Origin of the sequence: Microbacterium protaetiae (assembly GCF_004135285.1) — a bacterium.
GTDB lineage: Bacteria > Actinomycetota > Actinomycetes > Actinomycetales > Microbacteriaceae > Microbacterium > Microbacterium protaetiae.
Genome location: NZ_CP035494.1, coordinates 2,929,373 through 2,948,218, shown reverse-complemented (window position 1 = coordinate 2,948,218; position 18,846 = coordinate 2,929,373). Strand labels below are relative to the sequence as shown.

General features: G+C 64.4%; 12 protein-coding genes, 1 tRNA gene and 1 pseudogene. 1 reads left to right on the top strand and 13 read right to left on the bottom strand.

What is annotated here, in order from left to right; all coding sequences use genetic code 11:
- Window positions 1-46: 46 nt before the first annotated feature.
- From ET475_RS13620 to ET475_RS13575, 9 genes and pseudogenes are all read right to left on the bottom strand, one after another.
- Window positions 47-337 (bottom strand): hypothetical protein, encoded by a 291-nt coding sequence (locus ET475_RS13620; RefSeq protein WP_340638584.1) that lies wholly within the window; start codon window positions 335-337, stop codon window positions 47-49.
- 98 nt (window positions 338-435) lie between these two features.
- Window positions 436-681 (bottom strand): helix-turn-helix domain-containing protein, encoded by a 246-nt coding sequence (locus ET475_RS13615; protein WP_129391329.1) that lies wholly within the window; start codon window positions 679-681, stop codon window positions 436-438.
- A gap of 188 nt (window positions 682-869) precedes the next feature.
- On the bottom strand, window positions 870-2,117 hold the full coding sequence (locus ET475_RS18285) for an AlbA family DNA-binding domain-containing protein (protein WP_129391326.1): 1,248 nt from the start codon (window positions 2,115-2,117) through the stop codon (window positions 870-872).
- A 2,287-nt stretch (window positions 2,118-4,404) separates the two neighbouring features.
- Window positions 4,405-4,608, bottom strand: a pseudogene (locus tag ET475_RS18435) (translation initiation factor IF-2 N-terminal domain-containing protein); the annotation flags it as partial.
- Between the two features lie 154 nt (window positions 4,609-4,762).
- The gene (locus ET475_RS13595; RefSeq protein ID WP_129391319.1) at window positions 4,763-6,733 is read right to left on the bottom strand and encodes a PDDEXK family nuclease; all 1,971 of its coding nucleotides are present in this window, start codon (window positions 6,731-6,733) and stop codon (window positions 4,763-4,765) included.
- A 236-nt stretch (window positions 6,734-6,969) separates the two neighbouring features.
- Window positions 6,970-9,945 (bottom strand): type I restriction endonuclease subunit R, encoded by a 2,976-nt coding sequence (locus tag ET475_RS13590; RefSeq protein WP_207205352.1) that lies wholly within the window; start codon window positions 9,943-9,945, stop codon window positions 6,970-6,972.
- Window positions 9,942-11,144 carry a restriction endonuclease subunit S gene (locus ET475_RS13585; protein ID WP_165310934.1) on the bottom strand — a complete coding sequence of 401 codons (1,203 nt, stop codon included), beginning with the start codon at window positions 11,142-11,144 and terminating at the stop codon, window positions 9,942-9,944. Before ET475_RS13585 ends, ET475_RS13590 begins: the two co-directional genes overlap by 4 nt.
- Window positions 11,131-11,964, bottom strand: coding sequence for a restriction system modified-DNA reader domain-containing protein (locus ET475_RS13580; RefSeq protein WP_129391313.1), 834 nt, complete (start codon window positions 11,962-11,964; stop codon window positions 11,131-11,133). Before ET475_RS13580 ends, ET475_RS13585 begins: the two co-directional genes overlap by 14 nt.
- Window positions 11,957-13,483, bottom strand: a complete 1,527-nt coding sequence (locus ET475_RS13575) for a type I restriction-modification system subunit M (RefSeq protein WP_129391310.1) — start codon at window positions 13,481-13,483, stop codon at window positions 11,957-11,959. The genes ET475_RS13580 and ET475_RS13575 overlap by 8 nt, the downstream gene beginning before the upstream one ends.
- A gap of 257 nt (window positions 13,484-13,740) precedes the next feature.
- Here ET475_RS13575 and ET475_RS13570 point away from each other — a divergent pair, with 257 nt between their 5' ends.
- A complete protein-coding gene (locus ET475_RS13570; RefSeq protein WP_129391307.1) occupies window positions 13,741-14,613 on the top strand; it encodes a DUF4747 family protein in 873 nt (290 codons plus the stop codon).
- Window positions 14,614-15,442: 829 nt separating this feature from the next.
- On the opposite strand, the gene ET475_RS13565 is transcribed toward ET475_RS13570, so the two are convergent.
- From ET475_RS13565 to ET475_RS13550, 4 genes are all read right to left on the bottom strand, one after another.
- Window positions 15,443-16,867 (bottom strand): tyrosine-type recombinase/integrase, encoded by a 1,425-nt coding sequence (locus tag ET475_RS13565; protein ID WP_129391303.1) that lies wholly within the window; start codon window positions 16,865-16,867, stop codon window positions 15,443-15,445.
- On the bottom strand, window positions 16,867-17,082 hold the full coding sequence (locus ET475_RS18280; RefSeq protein ID WP_129391300.1) for a helix-turn-helix transcriptional regulator: 216 nt from the start codon (window positions 17,080-17,082) through the stop codon (window positions 16,867-16,869). The genes ET475_RS13565 and ET475_RS18280 overlap by 1 nt, the downstream gene beginning before the upstream one ends.
- Window positions 17,083-17,264: 182 nt before the next feature.
- A tRNA-Leu gene (locus tag ET475_RS13555) sits at window positions 17,265-17,337 on the bottom strand.
- Window positions 17,338-17,436: 99 nt separating this feature from the next.
- Window positions 17,437-18,843, bottom strand: coding sequence for an NAD(P)/FAD-dependent oxidoreductase (locus ET475_RS13550; RefSeq protein WP_129393975.1), 1,407 nt, complete (start codon window positions 18,841-18,843; stop codon window positions 17,437-17,439).
- Window positions 18,844-18,846: the final 3 nt, after the last annotated feature.

The following is an 18,846-nucleotide window of genomic DNA, read 5'->3' as shown; positions in this document are numbered from 1 at the left end:
GACTTCAGGGTCATGCGGGGCTCCCGGATCGAGGTGGACAGCCCCGCTATGCGCGGGCGTCGACCTCCTCTGCCGCACCCTGCCATACCCAGCACCTCACCCGCTTGCCCGCTGCCTCGAACTCGATCCCCACGGCCTGGGCCGTCCAGCGGCACGCCACGGCCTCAACCCGGATCGGCGTGTCCCCGAACCGCACCCACGCGCGCACGCGCCGGCTCGGCGACGGATCAATCGTCAATGGCTCGCGATCCAGCGCCAGCTCCGCTGGCGTCAGTGACTGGAGCGGGCCATCACCGGAGACGCGGTCAAGAATCTTCGTGTCTATGCCGGCATCCACGCGCTGTGCATACCGTCGATTCGAACCCATGACCGACCACCTTGAAACTCGCCCCGGCCATTCCGTCGATTATATGCGCGACGGGCTACTGGCGGCCGTCAGCGACCGAACATCTGCGAGGTGACGCCATCGAGCAGCTGCCCAGCCTCGACGCCCAGTGCCTCCGCGATGCGCACCAGCGACGGCAGGCTCATCAGCGCCCGGCCGGACTCGTAGCTGCGGATGTTCGACGAGTCGATGCGGCTGGCCACGCCGAGCTGGTCAACAGTCATGTGCTGAGACTTGCGGACTGCGGTGATGCGCGCCCCTATGTGCTCGGACGCCGGCGAGGAGATTCGGGCCATAGTCCCAGGGTACTCGTACCACTTATCGGTGACGGTCCCTCAGGTCTGGGCCGTCGAACTCTGCCGGCATCTCGATCTGCGGAATCAGCTCGCGGTGGCCACAGGCGGGGCAGACGAAGGCATCGCGTTGAGCGTGGAGCACGATCCCGCAGTCCGGGCAGTGCGGCTGCACTGCAGCGTCGAGGCCGTCATCGCCCATTTAACTCCTCCGGCTTGGCCAGGATCCCGGCGTTGCGGACGCCGACCTGATTCAGACAATCGACCGCGAGCGTGTATGCGGCATCGCGGAGACCTCTCGAAGAGGTACGTGCGTTCAGCGTGGTCTCGACAGGCACGAACCGTCGTGTCTGAGCTCCCGGAGCAAGCTGTCCGAAAGGGCCCACCTCACCAATCTCGATCGGCTCCGAGCCTTCCCACGCGAGCCCGACGCGCACGTCGTATTCGTCATTGGCTGTCACCGCGGCATTCGCCGCGATAAGTCCCACCAGATCAGCCACGGCCGTCTCGATCGCCCAGGAGCGACCGACCCACGCGCCCGCCCACCGATCCGAATCCAGCCGCACTGCTCCGATCGCCTTCGCCACAGTCACCGAGCCGTCGTCGTGCACGCCCACGATTGCATCCCACGCCGCCTCGTGAGGAGGACGGCCGTACGCGATCCAACGCCGCAGTCCGGCCCGGAGATGACTCGGCTCCACGTTCTGAATCGGAAACTCCGCGCCGCGATAACTGGGAGCCATCCCGATCGCGGTTCGCCCGCCACGCTGAATGATGTCGGATGCTTCCGCGCGCTTCATGCGGCGCGGCTGCTGAGGTATTCGGGGGTGCGCCACGGCGACGAGCCACAGCCTCTCGCTGCTATCACAGTCGACGAGCGCATCCTCATACAGGCGATCCAGCGCTTGGGTGGCATTCCGCCGCTCATCGAACCGAGCACGATACATCGCCTCGATCTGCCGCTCCCGCATCCAATCCGTGTACGCGTTCACGCGGTATGGCGCGGCGAAATAGTCCTTCTTGTAAATCAGATGCGGCGCATCCAGGCTCGGCGGCACCGCCACGACGATTGCCCGGTTCCCTCCGCCATCCAGATGCACGATGTGGAGACCCAGCACCGGCGGTGTGATCGCATTGATGGCGACGCGTCGCAATGCCTGTTCGACCCCCTCATCGAGCGCGCCCGCGTCGACGCGCTCAGCTGCGGCCTTACCCTCCGCACGCACGCCGAACACAATGACCCCGCCGCCGCTGTTCGCCATCGCGGCGATGTCTTTGGGCATGTCGCCGTTGGGAAGCTCTTTCGTCGGCGCCATCTTTCGTTTCCAGTCGAGGTCGTCAGCCTCCTCGGCACGAGCCGCGACTGCCGCGTCCAGAAGTGCGTCCGTGATCGGGCCCGGTTCAGACCCGGCGGCACGGTGCAGGGCGGTGAAGAGCATGAAGACAGGTTATTGCCCCCACGGTTCCTCGTGCGCAAGCGAGATCGTGGTGACCAAGCCACCGCATTGACGCCCGACCGCCGCGACCTGCACTGCTCGCCGGCCCGTCACAGGCAGAGTTTCCGACCAACCCCGCACCACCTTTCGGCCCACCGCGGATACCGTGACACGTCGCGACACGCCGACGTGGCTTGTCCACAGGAAATCGGATGTCGGACGTCCTAAAAGCTCCGCGCCTGTGGAGAGCGGAACCTCTCACCTACAATTCCGCGGATTTCGGCGGACTGTCTGTCGTACATGTCTGTGGATGGAGCGGTGGACAACCTGTGCTGCACGTGGGGACGCCTGTGGAAAACTACACAAATGTAACTACTAAGTCTTGTGGTGCTTCCCAGTGTTGGTGCCCATATGTAGTATTGGGCTGCCGTTCAACGCAGAGAAAAGCGACCCACGTCGGACGGTGCCGGGTCGCAGGTCGCAGTTCTCTCTGATCGGAGTACTGACAGACTAACCCTTCCCGGCAATCTTGGGTCAAGGTCGGGAGACCAAAATGAAAGAACGGATGAGTCCCGGAGACCGCGCACCGCGCTCCGGACAGTACGAGCAGGTCGGTCCGCGTGGCGGACGGACAGGACACGAGCGGACCGTCACCCGCGGCGAGCCACTCCCGCCCACTCCCAGGTCGGGAATGGGCTACGTCCTCGTCGATCCGACGAAGAACTGAGGCGGCGAGATGGCTACCAGGCGTGTCCCCGGTCTCATCTACGTCCCCTGTCCGAAGTGCCGGCGGAAGTTGGGTCCGTTCACCCGGCTGACGTCCGGCTGGGCGCGCTGCGCACACTGCGGCGCTCAGTTCGCTATCCGCTAGCCGGCTGAGAGAGGGTGCGTCGCGGCCGCGACGCACCCTCTCCTTGCGGAGGATCGATGTCCTTCGCGTCTACCCGGCTCGGCGAGTATCCATCTGTCCTCAATGCACCTCGACGCGCTCCGAAATGAGCAACGGGTGGTCCGCCGGACCTGCTTCATGCTCCTCTATCCACTTCGGCCTGTGGATCTGCTCACTCGGGTACCACTGGCGCCGGTAGTGACCTTGCACCTTCCAGCGATGATCCGGGCGCCGTCGGCTACGTTCGCCCGCGCCTTCCACGTCGGCCGATCGACGCGAGTAATACGTGACAACGACATCTCGCACTTCGGACGGCACGTCGGCTGCTCCCGACATCTCGTTCGCCAGACTCGCCACTCTCCGCCCGCGCTCACTCCCGAGCGGGCGGGTACGGCGTACTGCGAATCGATCGAGGAACGTCGCTGCACCACCACGCTCCTCAGCCGCACTACCAACATCCCAATGCTCGATCCGCTGACCCATCGTGACCAACTTGCGTGGCGTGAGCGAGGCGAATCCGCCGCGGGTCACAAGGAGACATCGCACACCGCCACTTCGCCCGGTCATCCAGAAAACCAGGCCGTGGCCAAGGTGATCCCGTTCAGGCATCGTGAGAAAAGCGACCCCGGCCGGCGCTGGAGGTAGGAGAAGATCGTCACTGGCGTCACGCACGCCTGAGGCGAGCTCCTGTACAGCGTCCTCACGAAGGAAGAAGAACCGTCGAGAACCAATCGCCTGGATAATGAGATCGGCTGCCGTCAACCCGTCTCGGTAGAGCTCGGCATCGCCAATGACGCCCTCACAAAGCGCTGTGAGGACTGGACCAGTATGCATCACACCGTGAACCCGCGCGTACGCCGCGAGCAGTGGCGACACGGTACCGTCAGCGCGATAGACCTCCACCTCGCGTCGAAGTTCATGCTGTGCGCGCACCGCTGGGAGAACGGCGTCCACAATCTGCGCCACTGTGTCAGCCGTCGCGACGCAAGAATTCGGCACCCAGGCCATGGAGCGCAGTTCTTGCCCCAGGGTCTTGGCCTGATCTTGCGGCGGAGTATCCCCGGAGATGGTGAGCCTGAGTAGATCCGGGCTCACGTCCGTCAACGAGACGCCCCGGCTGTGCGCAAGTCTCTCTTGGACCCGGAGCGCATTCCCACCGGCGAGGAGCGCGTCGAGGACACGTTGACCATCCGGTCCATCGCCGACGATTAGCTTGAGGTTCTCGGGTGTCAAGCGTGAGGGGTTGGTGCCGCGCCGAGCACTGTCGCGGCACATCGCCGCGATGTGGGCCTTGTCCTCCGGGATGCCCGCGCTGCGCCACGTCGCCTTCTCACGTTCAGAGAGTCCGTATGACGCCCAGTTCGTATCTCGTCGACGAATGACGTCGCGGCGGATTTCAGCGGCAACAGCATCTGGATGAGATGAGCGTGCCGGCTCGATCTTCCCGTCGTTGACCAGAGCGGCCCGTAGCTTCCGTGCAACAGGCGGCTCGATCGTCGAACTGGGCGACCTGACGAACTCACCAAGTTCCCGTAGCTTGCTCAGGGCGACCTTCGCATCGACACCAAGCTCGGTGGCGATTTCGTGCACTCTTGGCTTTGCCATCAGCCCTCCCCAGTGGACACGTTCTGGAGAGAATCTACCGTCTGTGGTAGGCATCGGTCACCAGAGTCATCGGGGCATTCGTCCCCCATGCATCGGATAATAGCGGCCTCGGGTCCGCTCTTCCTCTTGTGAGAGGAGCGACGCCGCTTCAGCGTCAGCTAGCAAGCGCCTGACGGATTTGGGCGAGCACGCGGTCGCGGTCGTAGTCAGGGTGCACCTCGATCAGTTGGCAGCTGTTCTCAGCGCAGAGCCGGCGTTTTCGTGCGTCCCGGGTCTGTTGAGACACGAATGCCACGTCGCCCCCGAACCGACCGACAGGCTGGGAATGCTGAACACCCTGGTATTCGATCCCAACCTTCCGGTCTGGGAGGAAGATGTCCAGGCTCTGGGGCTTCAGCCACTTCGGGCGTCCCTGATGGACCACCCGCTCGTTCGGGAACGCCTCGCGAATCGCGTTCAGGAGAGCAACCTCCGACACCCAGCCCTCGCCCACTCTCGCCAGCCCCTTGGACTCACGGACTCGGTTCTCCGCCAGCCGGTATGCCGCACGAAGTCGGGCCCAGATCAACTCGCCATACCAGTAGCAATTCGGGTATCGATCTGGCCAGGGGATCTCCGCGTTGTAGCCGAGCACCCCTCTGAACGCCATACGCGCTCGGTCGTACAGGTGTGCGCCATGGTCAGCCCACCCGATACGCATGTCCACGTCGGACTGGCACATGAAGCCCAATAGTTCGTCCTCCACAAGCGGTGCGGGCTCGCCTTGCCTGCGTTGGATTGCGAGCCGGTGCCACCAGTCCTCGACAACGCTGCGACCGTTTGCATCATGGAACTCGTCGAGCACGTGTTGGAGCCCATCGTCAACGTCGTCTCGCATGAACATCCCCGTCTGGGTGAGGCCAGGATCGGCTGCAAGCCACGCACGGACATCGCTGGCGACCAGGCGGAGCCCGAGCGGTTGCGCGAGAGCGAGATAGATGTCTAGGGGCAGTCCTATCCGCCTGTGAACCTCGACGCCGCGCGCGAAATCTCCGCGGATGTACGAAAGATCCGCAAGCCATTGGACCGCGTATCGTCCGAGCGATGAGTCGGAGTATGTGTCACTAAACCACTCCAGGACTGATCTAGTCCGTGTCGGCCGCTCGGCGTGCTCGCGAACGACGCCATACAGGTAGGCGAACCCGTATGAGATGCTGCCATCCAGGTCCACGGGGCGGAATGCCTCGAATGCCCGCACGGCCACTTCATCGTAGAAGCGCCGCTGTTCATCGTTCATGTCGTCGCGACTCGAGTGGTGCTTCTTGAACGGCGGTACCGTCGCCCTCTGAGGTAACAGACTCGGCTCCGGCCCGCTGCAGACCATCTTTCCCTCGAAGTGGACCTCACGATTGTCGCGCAGCCAATTCGCGAGCTCCTTCGGACGAGAGACGCCCACCTCGCGGAGACGGCGGCTGAGCGAGGCGAGGGGAACGACGTTCTCGGCATGGACGAGGCGGCGAAGGTGGTCTAGCGACACCGCCAACTCGGCCACATCCGCAATCGAGAAGGCCTCCTTGTCACCAACCGCTTCGATCGCCTTCTCCGCGAACTCGCGACGTTCATCGGTCCAATAGAGTGCTGCCACACGTCGCCCCTTAGCGCGCAGGAACGGGACCCGTCTGCCATACGCATCAACGAACATCGACCGCCACTGGAGCCAGTCCGGCTGCTGCATCAACTCGAACGCACTCATCTGCAAGCTACCTGCGCTCTCCAGATCCGGACGGTCCATCGCCGCTTCGAAATCCTCCAGCACCCGCTGATATGCATCGACGGAGGGTGTGTCGACCTTGACCTCTACTCTCTGTGCCGCGACGACTGGTGACGATGTATGAGTTGCACCACTCGCGCGCAGCAGCACTGCCATACCGCTCCGATACCCTTCTCCAGCCCAGCCGAAGCTCATCCCGCCCTGCCTGACGATGAGATCGCGAGAGATCGGGTCACCGTGAGTCTCCATACGCTCAAACGGCACCCAATCGTGAGCGCCCCACAAAGCCGCCCCCCCGCGCATCATCCGATAGCTGATGCTGAACTCCGCAATCGAGCCGTCCTGAAAGATGAGCTGTTCTACCGTCAGGTCCACGGCACAAAGGTATCGGGGATCGAAGACGCTGACTCCACGTCGTAAGGGAAACTCAATCTCGACCTCCACCCACTTCATGCTCTCGCCGTTTCCGCCCGCCGAAACGCTCCGGAGCCAGCCCGCTCCAGGAGCGGAGGAGGCTCATGAGAGCCACCTCCGCCTCATGACCCGCACGCAGTCGCGACGCCCGTCCATTGCGGTCGGAGAGGCGCTAAGGCCATGACCCGAGCAGACCATCAGTAGTGCTTGCGGATATACCGCCAAGCCGAGTCCATCGGCTCCCCGGTGCGCGGAAGCGCGTACTTCTTGAACAGCGCGTTGAGCTGGCGCTTGACCGCCTTCATGGACGACTCCTTGCTGGTCCACTGCGGGTGCACCGCGTGACTGACCAGTTCATCAACCTCCTTGGCGATCTGGCTGACCATCACCGTCATCCCCGCCGGCGTGTGCTCCTCGAAGATGCGGGTGAGCATGCCCACGTTGGGGTCCGGCAGGTCAGCGAGCACGCCCTGCTCGTCGGCGTCCTCCGCGGTCTTGAGGTCGGTGGCCACCTCGAACAGATTCGTTAGCCACGCGACCGAGTCGTCCGCATCGGCGATCACCCGTTGCCGCAGCTGGTCCAGCCGCTCAGCGATAGACCGGTACGCCGCCGCGTTGGGGCTGGCGCCCTCGAGCTTCTTCTGGATCCGCGTCGAGAGGCTGTCGACGATCTCCTGGGCGGACTTGCCTTCATATTCCTTGGGCACCGGGGGCAGCTGTCCGGACTCCGTCATCTTCTGGATCGTCTCGGCATCGGCGATCACGACCGCGATGTTGCGGTCGTCGACGCGGACGTTGCGCATGTGCTGGTGGACGAGCTCTCGCGTCTTCGGGCCGAGCCGTTCCCAGAGGATATCGTCCTCGTCGCCGTCTGACGGGATCGCGGCGTACACCTGTGCGTACCAGCGGTAGTCGTCCTCCCAGTCCGAGAGTCGCTCGTCGGGGGCGATCGTCTCCCACAGTCCCTGCGCGTAGAGGAACTCTGCGCGGTACTCGATCCGGTCTTCGCTGTCTTGCGGCAGGCGCTCCAAGGCTGACTGCAGAGAGTCCATCGACCCGTCCCGAGTGATGCCCACGAACCGACGACGCATCTCCTTCAGTGCCGCCTCGAGGTTCTCCAGCAGAGCATCCGTCTCGATCTGTCGCTGCGCGTGCTCCGGGTCGCTGGGCGCAATGGCGCGAGCGAACGCGCCGCCCAGACCCACGTAGTCGACGATCGTGCCGTACGCCTTGGTGAACCCGGTGACCGGGTTTCGCCAGGGTCTGTTCGTGCGGGTGATCGTCTGGAACAGCGTGTGCAGCTTAAGAGGCTTATCGAGGTATAGCACCCCTTCGATGGGCGCGTTGAACCCGGTGCCGAGCTTCGCGGTCACGATGAGGAACTTCAGCTTGTCGCCCACATCACGGAACCGATCCAGCAGTGCTTCTTCCTCGCCCTCGCTGAGCTTGTATGGCTCGAACTCGGTCTTTCCGGTGGCGGAGATCACCACAGCGGCCTCGTCGTCGCGTCCGGTCTTCGCCAGCTCAGTGCGCAATGCGTGGTCGTAGAGCAGACACAGCTCCTGGTCGGCGACCACCACCTGTGCCTTCATCCCGTGCGGATCGATGGCCGCGTAGAAGTGAGCGACGATGTCGGCTGCGACTCGCTGGATGCGCTCGGGGTTGTGGAAGATGGCGCGGGCGTTGGCGACCCGGCGAGCGAAGGACTCCTTCTGCGCGTCGCTGAGCTCTTCCTCCTCAGCGAGGGCATCGAACGCCGCGTCGAGCTCGTCCTTGGCGATGTCGAACCTGACGGGCCTGGGGATCACCCTCATCGGCACGGTCGTGCCATCGGCGATCGACCTGTCCGAGTCGTAGGTGTCCAGCGCCCATCCCGGATCGCGCTCGTCCCCGAAGAGCTGGTACGTGTTCCGGTCCAGATCCGCGATCGGTGTCCCGGTGAATCCGTACCGGTGCGCGTTGGGCAGAGCCTGGCGCATGTCGGCACCCAGGGCACCCTCCTGGGTGCGGTGGGCTTCGTCGACGAGCAGCACGATATTCTCCCGCTCGGAGAGGACGCCGGCGCCCTTGAACTTATGCACGGTCGTGGCGATGATGCCGCGTTCGTCGTGGCGAAGCGCCGACTGCAACGCCGCGGTAGATCCAGCCTTCACGGGGGCGGGGACGCCGGCGGAGGCGAACTGCGCGAAGGTCTGCGTCACCAGCTGCGTCCGGTCCGCCACGGCGACGATCGTCGGGTTGTGCATCCGCGGGTCGAAATACAGCCTCGTGGCCACCCACGACATCGTCAGCGTCTTGCCGGACCCCTGCGTGTGGTAGATCAGCCCCCGTGACCTGGGCTCCGCTGTCGCCCGCGCGACGATCTTCTCCACCGACTCGTATTGGAAGTAGCGCGGCAGCAGCTTGATCGTGCGCACCGCACCGTCTTCGGAGAGCCGGTCGTACATCGCGTAGTGCTCGATGAGGTTCAGCACCACCCGCGGATCCAGGAGCCTGTTCACACTCATCACGACCCGGTCCCAGCCCTCGATCGTCGCAGGCACCGAGCTCGAGCCCCACCGCTGCCAGTGGTCAAGCGGCGTGCGGACACCGGCGTAGCGGAAGTCCTTACCCTCGGTGGCGAAGGACAACAGGTTGGTGGAGAAGAACGCCGGATGGTGCTCCTCGTACGCGGTGTAGATGTCCCGGGCGCCGTTGGCCCAGGTTTTGGTGACCGACACTGGGGTCTTGGTCTCGCCCACCACGACGGGGATGCCGTTGACCCAGAGCACCACATCGAACCGGGCGCCCTGGTAGGTCACCTCATCGGCGACCAGGAGCGTGTTCAGCTCCGGGTGCTCGAAGTCGATCAGACGGAACGGCTCGTCATGATTCGTGTCCGGCATCAGCACAGTGCCGCCGCCGCGCAGGAGCGCTGTGAACTCTTCGTTCGCGGCCATCAGCCCCTCGGACGCGGCAGAGAGGGCGACCTGGCGAACCTTCGCAAGCACGGCATCCGTGCGTCCTGCCAACTCAGGATTCAGCCGCTCGATCGCGTCGCGCAGATCGGCTTCAATGAACACCTGCTGAGTCGTGCGCGGGAGGTCCTTGCCTGTGACGTACTGCCAGCCGGCATCGACGAGCAGAGCGACCAGCGCTGCCTGTACGGTGTTCTTCTCGGTGTAGCCGATCATGCTGCGGTCTCCTCGCCGCTGAGCAGCTGGTCGTAGCTGGAGGGGATCTCGTGCTCGCCGGAGAGCAGGACGGTCAGCAGGTTGCTGCGCAGAGTGCGGAGGGCGCTGGCGGTGGCGCGGGCTGCGTCTGCGGCGCCGTCGAACGGCATCAGCACGGCCGCTATTCGGTCTTGCGTCGGAAGGTCGGCGTCAGGCACAGGGAGGGCTGAAGCTCTTCCGAACCCCAATGCCCTGATCGTGATGCCGGTGGCTGCCTTTTCAAATACGCCGGACGCATTGGCATCTCGGACCCATTCGTGTGCGAAGTCCGATGTCGAAACACCCGGGACACCTCGCAATCGGATCACGTGCTTGTCGAACCCAACTACAGAACTGTCGTCCTGATGCCAACGCGCCGATGCGCCAACGGTTCCGCCCTCGGCGAGCAGCACATCGCCGTCTTGGAGCCCGTATTTGGTCTGCTCCGCGGGACTGAAGTTCATTGAGTGGAGGGCACCCGCGACGTTACCGCTCCCCAGGTTGCCCGACCTCACGTATGGAATGACATGGTCACCGACGCTCTGTCGAGCCGATTTCTGGCGGCCAAGGAGCATATCGAACTTCTCGGATGCGGTCACAGATGGAAGGTCGGCGAGTCCTGCAAAAAGCGTTGTGCGCATCTGCGTCGAAGCAGCATTCGACCGTTCAGCCTCTTCCTCCGCCGCCTCGATCGCATCGTCGACGGCCGCGATCAGGTCCACGACCCGCCGCTGGTCGGCGAGGGGTGGGAGCGAGAGGGGGAATGTCGACATGACCTTGGCGCTGGTGCGTGGCATTCGCGTGCCATTTGATCTGGCGTTCGCGTAGTCGACCGACTCGTCCGAACGTAAGACAAGGGCGAGGTAGTCCTGCACCATCACCCGAGGATCGTTTGAGCGCCACACCAGCACCTCGGTACTGCAAAGTGCTGCTTCCTGTACAACAGCGACCTTGTTCAGGTACGGTCTCAACTTGCTGAAGAGGACATCGCCCGGGTACACGAGAATCCCGGATCCCTCCATCGCTGCAGATCGTGCGCCGCGCGTGATCTTTGGTGACCCGCTGTCGAAGTGCTCGAGCCCGATATAAGGAAGATCGACGCTCTTCGTCGATACTGAGGACGATGTGACTGATGCCACATCCCCAAGCCGCACCTGCCGCCACCCGTCACGCATCGTCATCCACCGCCAGCGAGTTGAGGAGCTCCTGCCGATAGGCCGACAGGCGCTTGGAGCCGGCATCCTTCTCGACTGCCCAGAAGTCCCAGCCGTTGGCGTTGCCGCCCTTCACAGCCGCCGCGGCGGCCGACGGGAACGCGAACGACTGTCCGTCGAACTCGATCGTGCCGTCGGCTCTCAGTTGCGCCGTTGCCGGCCACACGGTGTTGACAGAGACGAGCTGCTCAGCCCCGGTGAGCAGGCCAGCCGCGATGATCTTTGCAAGCGTCACGTCGTAGCGAGCTCGCGTCTTATTGTCGCGGGGAAACTGCGTGCTCAGCTCCTCGACGCTGGAGGGGTCGTAGCCGATCAGCCTGAGCACGCGCGAGATCGGGTCGCGGAACGACTCGAGGATGCGGATGTCGTAGGGCGGGACAGTCTTGTCGCCTGGGCGATTCTGGTTGTGCAGGCGGGCCCGTTGCGCGGCGGAGAACAGCTCGAACAGGTCGCCCTCAAGCCACCCCACGTGCGCCGAGCTGAGCCCGGAGTGGTTGTCGCGGCGGATCAGGAGTGCCTTCGACCACCGTCGACTGCGCTCGTGCTCCATGAGCCGGGAGCGGATGCCGCCGGGCGCTTTCCCGACGTACACGCCGTAGCTCCCGTCCGCATCGTGCACGTCCAGCAGCAGGTACACGCCCGCGGCGTCCCAGGCGGTACCCAACTTCGAGATCGAGTTCTTCTCCGCTACGGCCATGTGCAGGGTCACTGACTGGTCGTAGATCTCAATGGGTACACCTGGTTCATCCGGCAGCAGCACGGTGAACGGCAACCGTTCCTCACGCATCGAAGCCCGCCTCCTTCAGCCGCACGTCCAACGCCGCGCGTGCCGTGTCGAGAGCTTCCTGCGCCTCGCGTAGGGCAGCAAGTGCCGCATCGACGTCAGCTTCGGCTCGGGTCTCCGTCTGGATGTACCGGCCGATGTTGAGGTCGTAGCCGTTCTCGCGGATCTTGTCGCGCTCGACGAGCTTGAGTGCGAGCCCGCCCTCGCCGTCGATGTCGTCGCTGTGCTTGTAGGCAGCGTCGATGGCTTCGACGTCGTCGTCGCCGAGTGTGTTCTGGTTCTTGCCGGGCTTGAACCGGGCACGTGCGTCGACGAACAGCACCTGGTGCTCGCGCTCCAGGCTCTTGCGCGCCCGGAAGATCAGCAGGCTCACCGGGATCGAGGTCGAGTAGAACAGGTTGTTGGGCAGGCCGATGACGGCTTCAAGCTTGTCGTTCTCTATGACCCACTGGCGCATCTCAGCTTCGCGGCCGCCGCGGAACAGCACACCGTGCGGCATGACGACGCCGACACGTCCCGTGTGCTCGTCCATCACGGAGAGCATGTGCTGGATCCATGCCCAGTCGCCGTTCTTCGCAGGGGGCACGATGCCGCCCAATGCTCTCTTGTGGGGGTCCTTCGCCCATGTCTGTGACGGCCAGTTGTCCAGCGAGAACGGAGGGTTCGCGATCACCACATTGAACTTGCGCAGCCGGCCGGCCTCGTCCAGGAGCTTGGGCTCGCGGAACGTGTCGCCGCGCTTGATCTCGAAGTCCTCTACACCATGCAGGTACAAGTTCATCCGGGCGATGCCCGCCGTGGTCAAGTTCTGCTCCTGTCCGTACAGGAACAGCGACCGGGGATTCGCGCCCGCCAGCTTGACGGCTTCCACTGTCTCCACGAGCATCCCCGCCGAGCCGCAGGCAGGATCACACACGGAGTCGCCCGGCTGCGGGTCGAGGATCTTCACCAGCAGGTGCACGACAGGCCTGGGAGTGAAGAACTCGCCGGCCTTCTTGCCGGAGGCCTCGGCGAACTCCCGCAGTAGGTACTCGTATGCCGAGCCGAGCATGTCGCCGGAGACGTGCGCGGGGTCGAGGGTGAGCTTGTCGAACACCTGTATGAGCGATCGCAGCGCTTGGAGGGGTATGCGCTCTGTGTTGGCCCAGTTCACGTCCCCGAACACGCCGGCTAGCTTCCCGGGGTTCGCTTCCTGGATCGCGACCAGCGCACGGTTGAGCACCGCGCCGGTGTTCTTGGTGACCTCGTAGGTGTCGTCCCAGTGTGAGCCGTCGGGGATTACGAACGTCTGGTAGTCCTCGTCCTCGAGCTCCTGCGACCAGTCGTCGCCGAGGTCATCGACCGCCTGCTCATGGTGGTAGTCGTAGACGTCGCTGATCCACTTGTAGAAGAGCACCGGGAACACGTACGCCTTGAAATCGCCGGGGTCCACCGGGCCACGCAGAGCGTTGGCCGCAGCCCACAGCGACTGCTCGAGTTCACGCTGCGTGAGATGGTCGGGATTGGCGGGGGCGAGCGTCATCGGATCTCCTTGTCACGTGTGCGGGCGCCGGGTGAGCCACTCACCACACAGGATTACCGTATCGGTAGGCGCGCACACGTGGGGTGCAGAGCCGCACTACCGATGGGGCGAGTGTTTACTCAAGCGGACTGCGTGCCAGAACGAACCAAACGCCGACATCTAGTAGCGTGGCTGGCGACCAGGTCGCTCGACAAGTCCCAGGACTATTGGCGAATACGCCTGCCCAATCTCCACCATTTCGCCTTGGTAAGGACGCCATGAGACAGATCCCGGTTCGGTTCTATTCCTTGCACATCCACTCCGGTGGAGAGGCCGTAGACTACCAACTGTTTTTTCACGCAATGCAACAGTCAATTCGCAGTGAGGTTGCTGTCGCCACCGATTACACAGTTGTTCTGGATGAAGCCCGGTTGACAGACGCCACGACTATCGAGCTCGTGTTCTTCGGTGGCGATCAAAACGGTCAGACCATATATTATGACCGCTCCGAAGGTGCGCCCATTGTCGAGGCCGCGTCGCCCACCCGCTGGTCCGCGAAACCCACCCGAGCCGTGATAAGCGCGAACGACAGTGGTCGCATAGTTGCGCTTGAAAGCGGACGGGGCGGCGTCACTCCCCTCCTACTCGAGCGATTCTTCGAGCGAGTACCGCTCGTCGGATTCTCAGACCGCCGGGTCGAGATTACACCGCTCGCCTCGAAGTCATTCCTCACCGAAATCGACGCGTTCGTGCGCATACGCGTCGCCGCCGTTGAGGTGGCACGCCCAAACTACGACTGGGCCGACCATGCGAATAGGCTATACGAACTCGCGGACGAGTCGAACGCGGCGACGTCGACTGCGGAGGTCAAGGCGGCTCGTGGTGAGTCACTCGATAAGGCGGCTGGATTGGTTGCAGTTATTCGTGATGTGGCCGAGTCTCCGAATCCCAGCATCAGGAACGCGCGGGTCACAGGACGCAAACCCGGCGACACCGCCGAGCAGACCGTCACGCTATCGAAGCACCAGGAACGCTCATTGGTTGCGCTAGACCAGACAATGCCACTAGACGCCCAAACGTCCGGCCTCCTCGACGCGTTTCGTAATCTGATTGCAAGAGTACGAAACAGACACGTCAGCGATCATGACTAGACCCAAGAGGAGTGGGTTCTGGGCACGTTGGATTAGACCACGGTGCCGTGAACTCATTCTCGAGGACTGGACATTCTGGATCAGCATCGTCGTTGGTGCAGTCACGGCCCTCTTGCCGCTCGCGACCCCCTTTCGCCTAGCCCACGGCGTATCGATCGAATCCCTGGCGATTGCTGTCGTCACGTTTGCGGCTATCAGACTTGGTGTGTCAGTGGCACTCGGCGCACTGGTCGTAACTTTCCCGTCGGGGAGGTTGCGCAAGGCCATGCAGTCCCCAAGTTCAGACTCCCCGTCCACTCCATATGCGGACCTCGCCTTTGTTGCGTTCTGGGCGGGAGTATCAAACCTTCTCGCGGCAGCCGCAGCCCTGGCTGCGCTCGTTGGTGCAGGGCCACTCAGAATCCTCGTGGATGACAACCTGGCGCCGGCGATCACGAGCGCCATGCTGTGCGCCACCGCTATATACGCGTTGCTCCAAATGTTGGCTGCGCTCGTCGCTCTCTTGGAGACCGCTGGGCTAAGCGAACGCTTCGACCGAAAGTAGTGCGAGTTCCCGGTGAAGTCGGTCCACGAACTCAGGGCGGTCGCCGCGCATAACCCGCGCATGACCACTCGCCGCCGCTTCGCTGCAGCCTTCGCCTCCACCGCGCTCCCTCGCAGCTCTCACAACCTGCGTGCCCTCCATCCCCACCACCGAGATCCAGACGCTCCTCACGCCCACCAGCGACGGCTGGGTCCGCCCCAACTGCCACTTCGACGGCTAGAGCAATGGCCTGCCGGTGGCCCGCAGCATCTCTGTCGAGCGCATCGTCGCAGTGGACGGCGAGGATCACGCCAACGTCATGCCGGCGCAGACCGCGTGGCTGGCACGCGTCCACTTCGTCGATGTCACGGAGCGCGAGGGAACGGCATTCGTCGCCGTAGCGCGCGATGAGGATGGCGAGCTCTGTGTGGCGACTGCCGGCGACGCTGAGTACACCGACGACGACGTCAAGCGGCTGGTGCGACGAGTGCGAGCCGCGTAAGCCCGGCCGGCACTCACCCAGAACGCATCCAGTAGCTGGGACGTGGTCTCAGGGACCTCCTTGCTCATATGCGCATAGTGTCGCCTTGTGGTGCTCTCGTTCGCATGACCACCAAGCATCGCGGCGGCTGTCGACCCACCGCCGAGTGCGTCGGTGTTCGCTACGAGGGTCAGTGCGGACCTGCGCATGAGGTGCGACGTCGTCTCGGATGCTGGGATGCCGAGCCGTTCGAGCACCTCAGGCCTGGCGGCCCGGAACGCCCGCAGACGCTTGGCCATCCGGTCCTGCGTAGTGTGACCGCCGGAGCGGTTCCGGAACACCGCAGTCGTCGCGGCAGAATCGGCGCCGTCGAGTCGGCGCTCCAGAACCTCGCGGACCCGAGCTGTCATGGGCACGGTGCGCGCCCCGCGCGGGCCGGTCTTGGTGTGCTCCTGACGGATGGTCCCCTGCCCTTTGACGAACACCAGGGTCGACCGAATATGTACGCGCCTGTTTTCAAAATCCAGGTCGCGACGTTCCAGCGCGAGCGCCTCGCCAATTCGCGCTCCAGTTCCGACGCAGACACTGAGCAGGTCCGCCAGTGCTCGTGCATCAGAACGCACTCCCCCGCGATTCTTGGGTTCCGCAGGCTTGCCGGCCCACTCCTCAATCGCCTGGATGAGCTCATGGAACTGCTCGGGTGTCAGGGCGCTCGCTCGAGTTTTCTGTGCCGGCAACGGCGACGTATCCCGAACCGGGTTCGACACGAGAGCTCCGCGCCGGACCGCGACACCACATACGAGGCGCAACGTGCCTTTGAGTGCATGAGCTGCTGCAGAGCCCTCGCGAGCCAGAGCGCCATGGAGAAAATCCTCGACGAAACCCGGGCGGAGGTCAGCGAGTCGGACTGCACCCATCGCCCGCACCAGCCGCCGGCCGGAGACCTCGTGCGTCTGGACGGTCTGTGGAGTGACCCGATTGCCCACACGGACGCCCTCCAGCCACACCTCGACCGCCTCGGCGACGGTGCTCGTTTCGGTCAGCCGTTCTCCGCGCCCAATGGCGACAATCTGACGAGCCTGGCGTTCAAGCTCCAGCCTGGCCTCATCCTCCGTCGCTCCAACCGCGCGCAGGTCGTGCCACACGCCTGCGAGGTCGCGCATCCCGGCCGTCGCGGTGACTCGGCCAGGCGTGCGTTCACGAAACCGGACGACGCCAATATCCCCGGGCGCGAGTTGCTTGCGCGCCATCAGGCAGCCCGCCCGTCGAGCCACTCCAGGAGTTCGTCGCGGCGATAGACGATGCGATGGCCGCCCACGCGGACGTAATGCGGTGCGAACGCGACGCCACGGCGGCCCCAATCCTCCATCGTGCGAGGAGAGACGCGGAGGAGGGCAGCAGCCTCCGGGGTAGTGAGGAGTTCCGGGACCGACCCACGGTGCTCATCGGTAGCTGTCGTGATCATGCCGTGTCTATGCGCGGTCCACGGTGCTGGCCCGTAGACGACCGGCATGGACGCCGCCCAGACACCCTCCCGACGCATCAGCCCGATGGTTTTTCGGACATATTTCGGACATGAGCGCCGATTTGGAGCGGAAATGTTGCCGCTTACCAAGGGAGAATGGCTGGTCAGGTGCTGTTTCCTAGTGCCCCCACTGGGATTCGAACCCAGACTGAAGCGATTTTAAGTCGCCTGCCTCTGCCTTTGGGCTATGGGGGCGTGCCGCGCCCTCAGACGGGGCACGGATGCTGCCGTCAGCCTACCCGGCAGACGCAGAACGCCCGCGCCCCAAACGGGCGCGGGCGTTCATGCGAAGCATCAGGCGCTGGCCTGGACCTTGCTTTCGACGGGCTTGTTGCCCGCACCGGCGGCATCCTTCTTCGGAGCGGCCTCGGTCGGCTGCGGCGAACGCGGACGCGCGGCGAACTGCTCGAAGACGGCGCGCGGCGTCTGCACTGCCTCGAGGCTGACGATGTCGCGACCGAGCCAGAAGTTGTTCCACCAGCCCCAGAGCACGCGCCACTTGCGCTCCCATGACGGCATCGCCAGGCCGTGGTAGCCGCGGTGTGCGACCCAGGCCACGAATCCCTTGAGGGCGAGCTTGCCCGACTGGAACACGCCGCTGTACAGGCCCAGACCCGCGACGGCGCCGAGGTTCTTGTGGACGTACTCCTTCGGCTGCTCACCGCGCAGCACGGCGACGAGGTTCTTCGCGAGAAGCTTCGCCTGGCGCACCGCGTGCTGGGCGTTGGGCACGCAGTAGCCGCCCACACCACCGCCGGTCAGATCGGGCACGGCCGACACGTCGCCGGCAGCCCAGGCGCCCTCGACGAATTCCTCGGGGGTGCCCACGCGCAGGTCTGCACGGGTACGGATACGCCCGCGCTCTTCGACGGGAAGGTCGCCGCCGCGTACCACGGTCGGGTTGGCCATGACACCGGCGGTCCACACGATCAGGTCGGTCGGGTAGACCTCACCCGTCGAGACCTCGACGTTGCCGTCGACCGCGCTGGTGACCTGCGTGTCGAGGTGCACATAGGCACCGCGCTTGGCGAGGGTCTTCAGCACCCACTCGCTGGTGGGCAGCGACACCTCGGGCATGATCCGGCCCATCGCCTCGATCAGGTGGAAGTGCGTGTCGTCGAAGGTCAACTGCGGATAGCTCTTGAGCAGAGCGGATGCCAGAGAGCGAAGTTCGGCGAACGCCTCGATGCCGGCGAACCCGCCGCCGACGACCACCACGGTCAGAAGGCGGTCGCGCTCGGGACCGGCCGGCAGCGCGGCGGCACGGTCGAAGTTCGAGATGAGCTTGTCGCGCACCGCGACAGCCTCTTCGATCGACTTCAGCCCGATCGCGTTGTCGGCGATGCCGGGGATCGGGAAGGTGCGCGAGACGGCACCGGCGGTCACGACGATCTGGTCGTATTCGTGCTGCCAGGTGCTTCCGTCAGGGCCGGTGATGGTGGCGGTCTTGTGCGCGTGGTCGATGCCGGTGATCTTCGCGTTGATCACGGTCGTGCGCTTGAGGTGCCGGCGGTGCGAGACGACAGCGTGGCGCGGCTCGATCGAGCCGGCGGCCACCTCGGGAAGGAAGGGCTGGTAGGTCATGTACGGCAACGGGTCGACCATGGTGACCTCTGCCTCGCCCTTGCGCAGATGCTTCTCGAGCTTCCAGGCGGTGTAGAAGCCGGCGTACCCACCGCCGACGATGAGGATCCGGGGCACAGT

What these genes read in the sequence shown, in the direction of transcription:
- ET475_RS13615 (WP_129391329.1), bottom strand. Translation starts at nt 681, where the DNA reads ATGGCCCGAATCTCCTCGCCGGCGTCCGAGCACATAGGGGCGCGCATC.
- ET475_RS18285 (WP_129391326.1), bottom strand. Translation starts at nt 2,117, where the DNA reads ATGCTCTTCACCGCCCTGCACCGTGCCGCCGGGTCTGAACCGGGCCCG.
- ET475_RS13590 (WP_207205352.1), bottom strand. Translation starts at nt 9,945, where the DNA reads ATGATCGGCTACACCGAGAAGAACACCGTACAGGCAGCGCTGGTCGCT.
- ET475_RS13585 (WP_165310934.1), bottom strand. Translation starts at nt 11,144, where the DNA reads ATGACGATGCGTGACGGGTGGCGGCAGGTGCGGCTTGGGGATGTGGCA.
- ET475_RS13580 (WP_129391313.1), bottom strand. Translation starts at nt 11,964, where the DNA reads ATGCGTGAGGAACGGTTGCCGTTCACCGTGCTGCTGCCGGATGAACCA.
- ET475_RS13575 (WP_129391310.1), bottom strand. Translation starts at nt 13,483, where the DNA reads ATGACGCTCGCCCCCGCCAATCCCGACCATCTCACGCAGCGTGAACTC.
- ET475_RS13570 (WP_129391307.1), top strand. Translation starts at nt 13,741, where the DNA reads ATGAGACAGATCCCGGTTCGGTTCTATTCCTTGCACATCCACTCCGGT.
- ET475_RS13565 (WP_129391303.1), bottom strand. Translation starts at nt 16,867, where the DNA reads ATGGCGCGCAAGCAACTCGCGCCCGGGGATATTGGCGTCGTCCGGTTT.
- ET475_RS18280 (WP_129391300.1), bottom strand. Translation starts at nt 17,082, where the DNA reads ATGATCACGACAGCTACCGATGAGCACCGTGGGTCGGTCCCGGAACTC.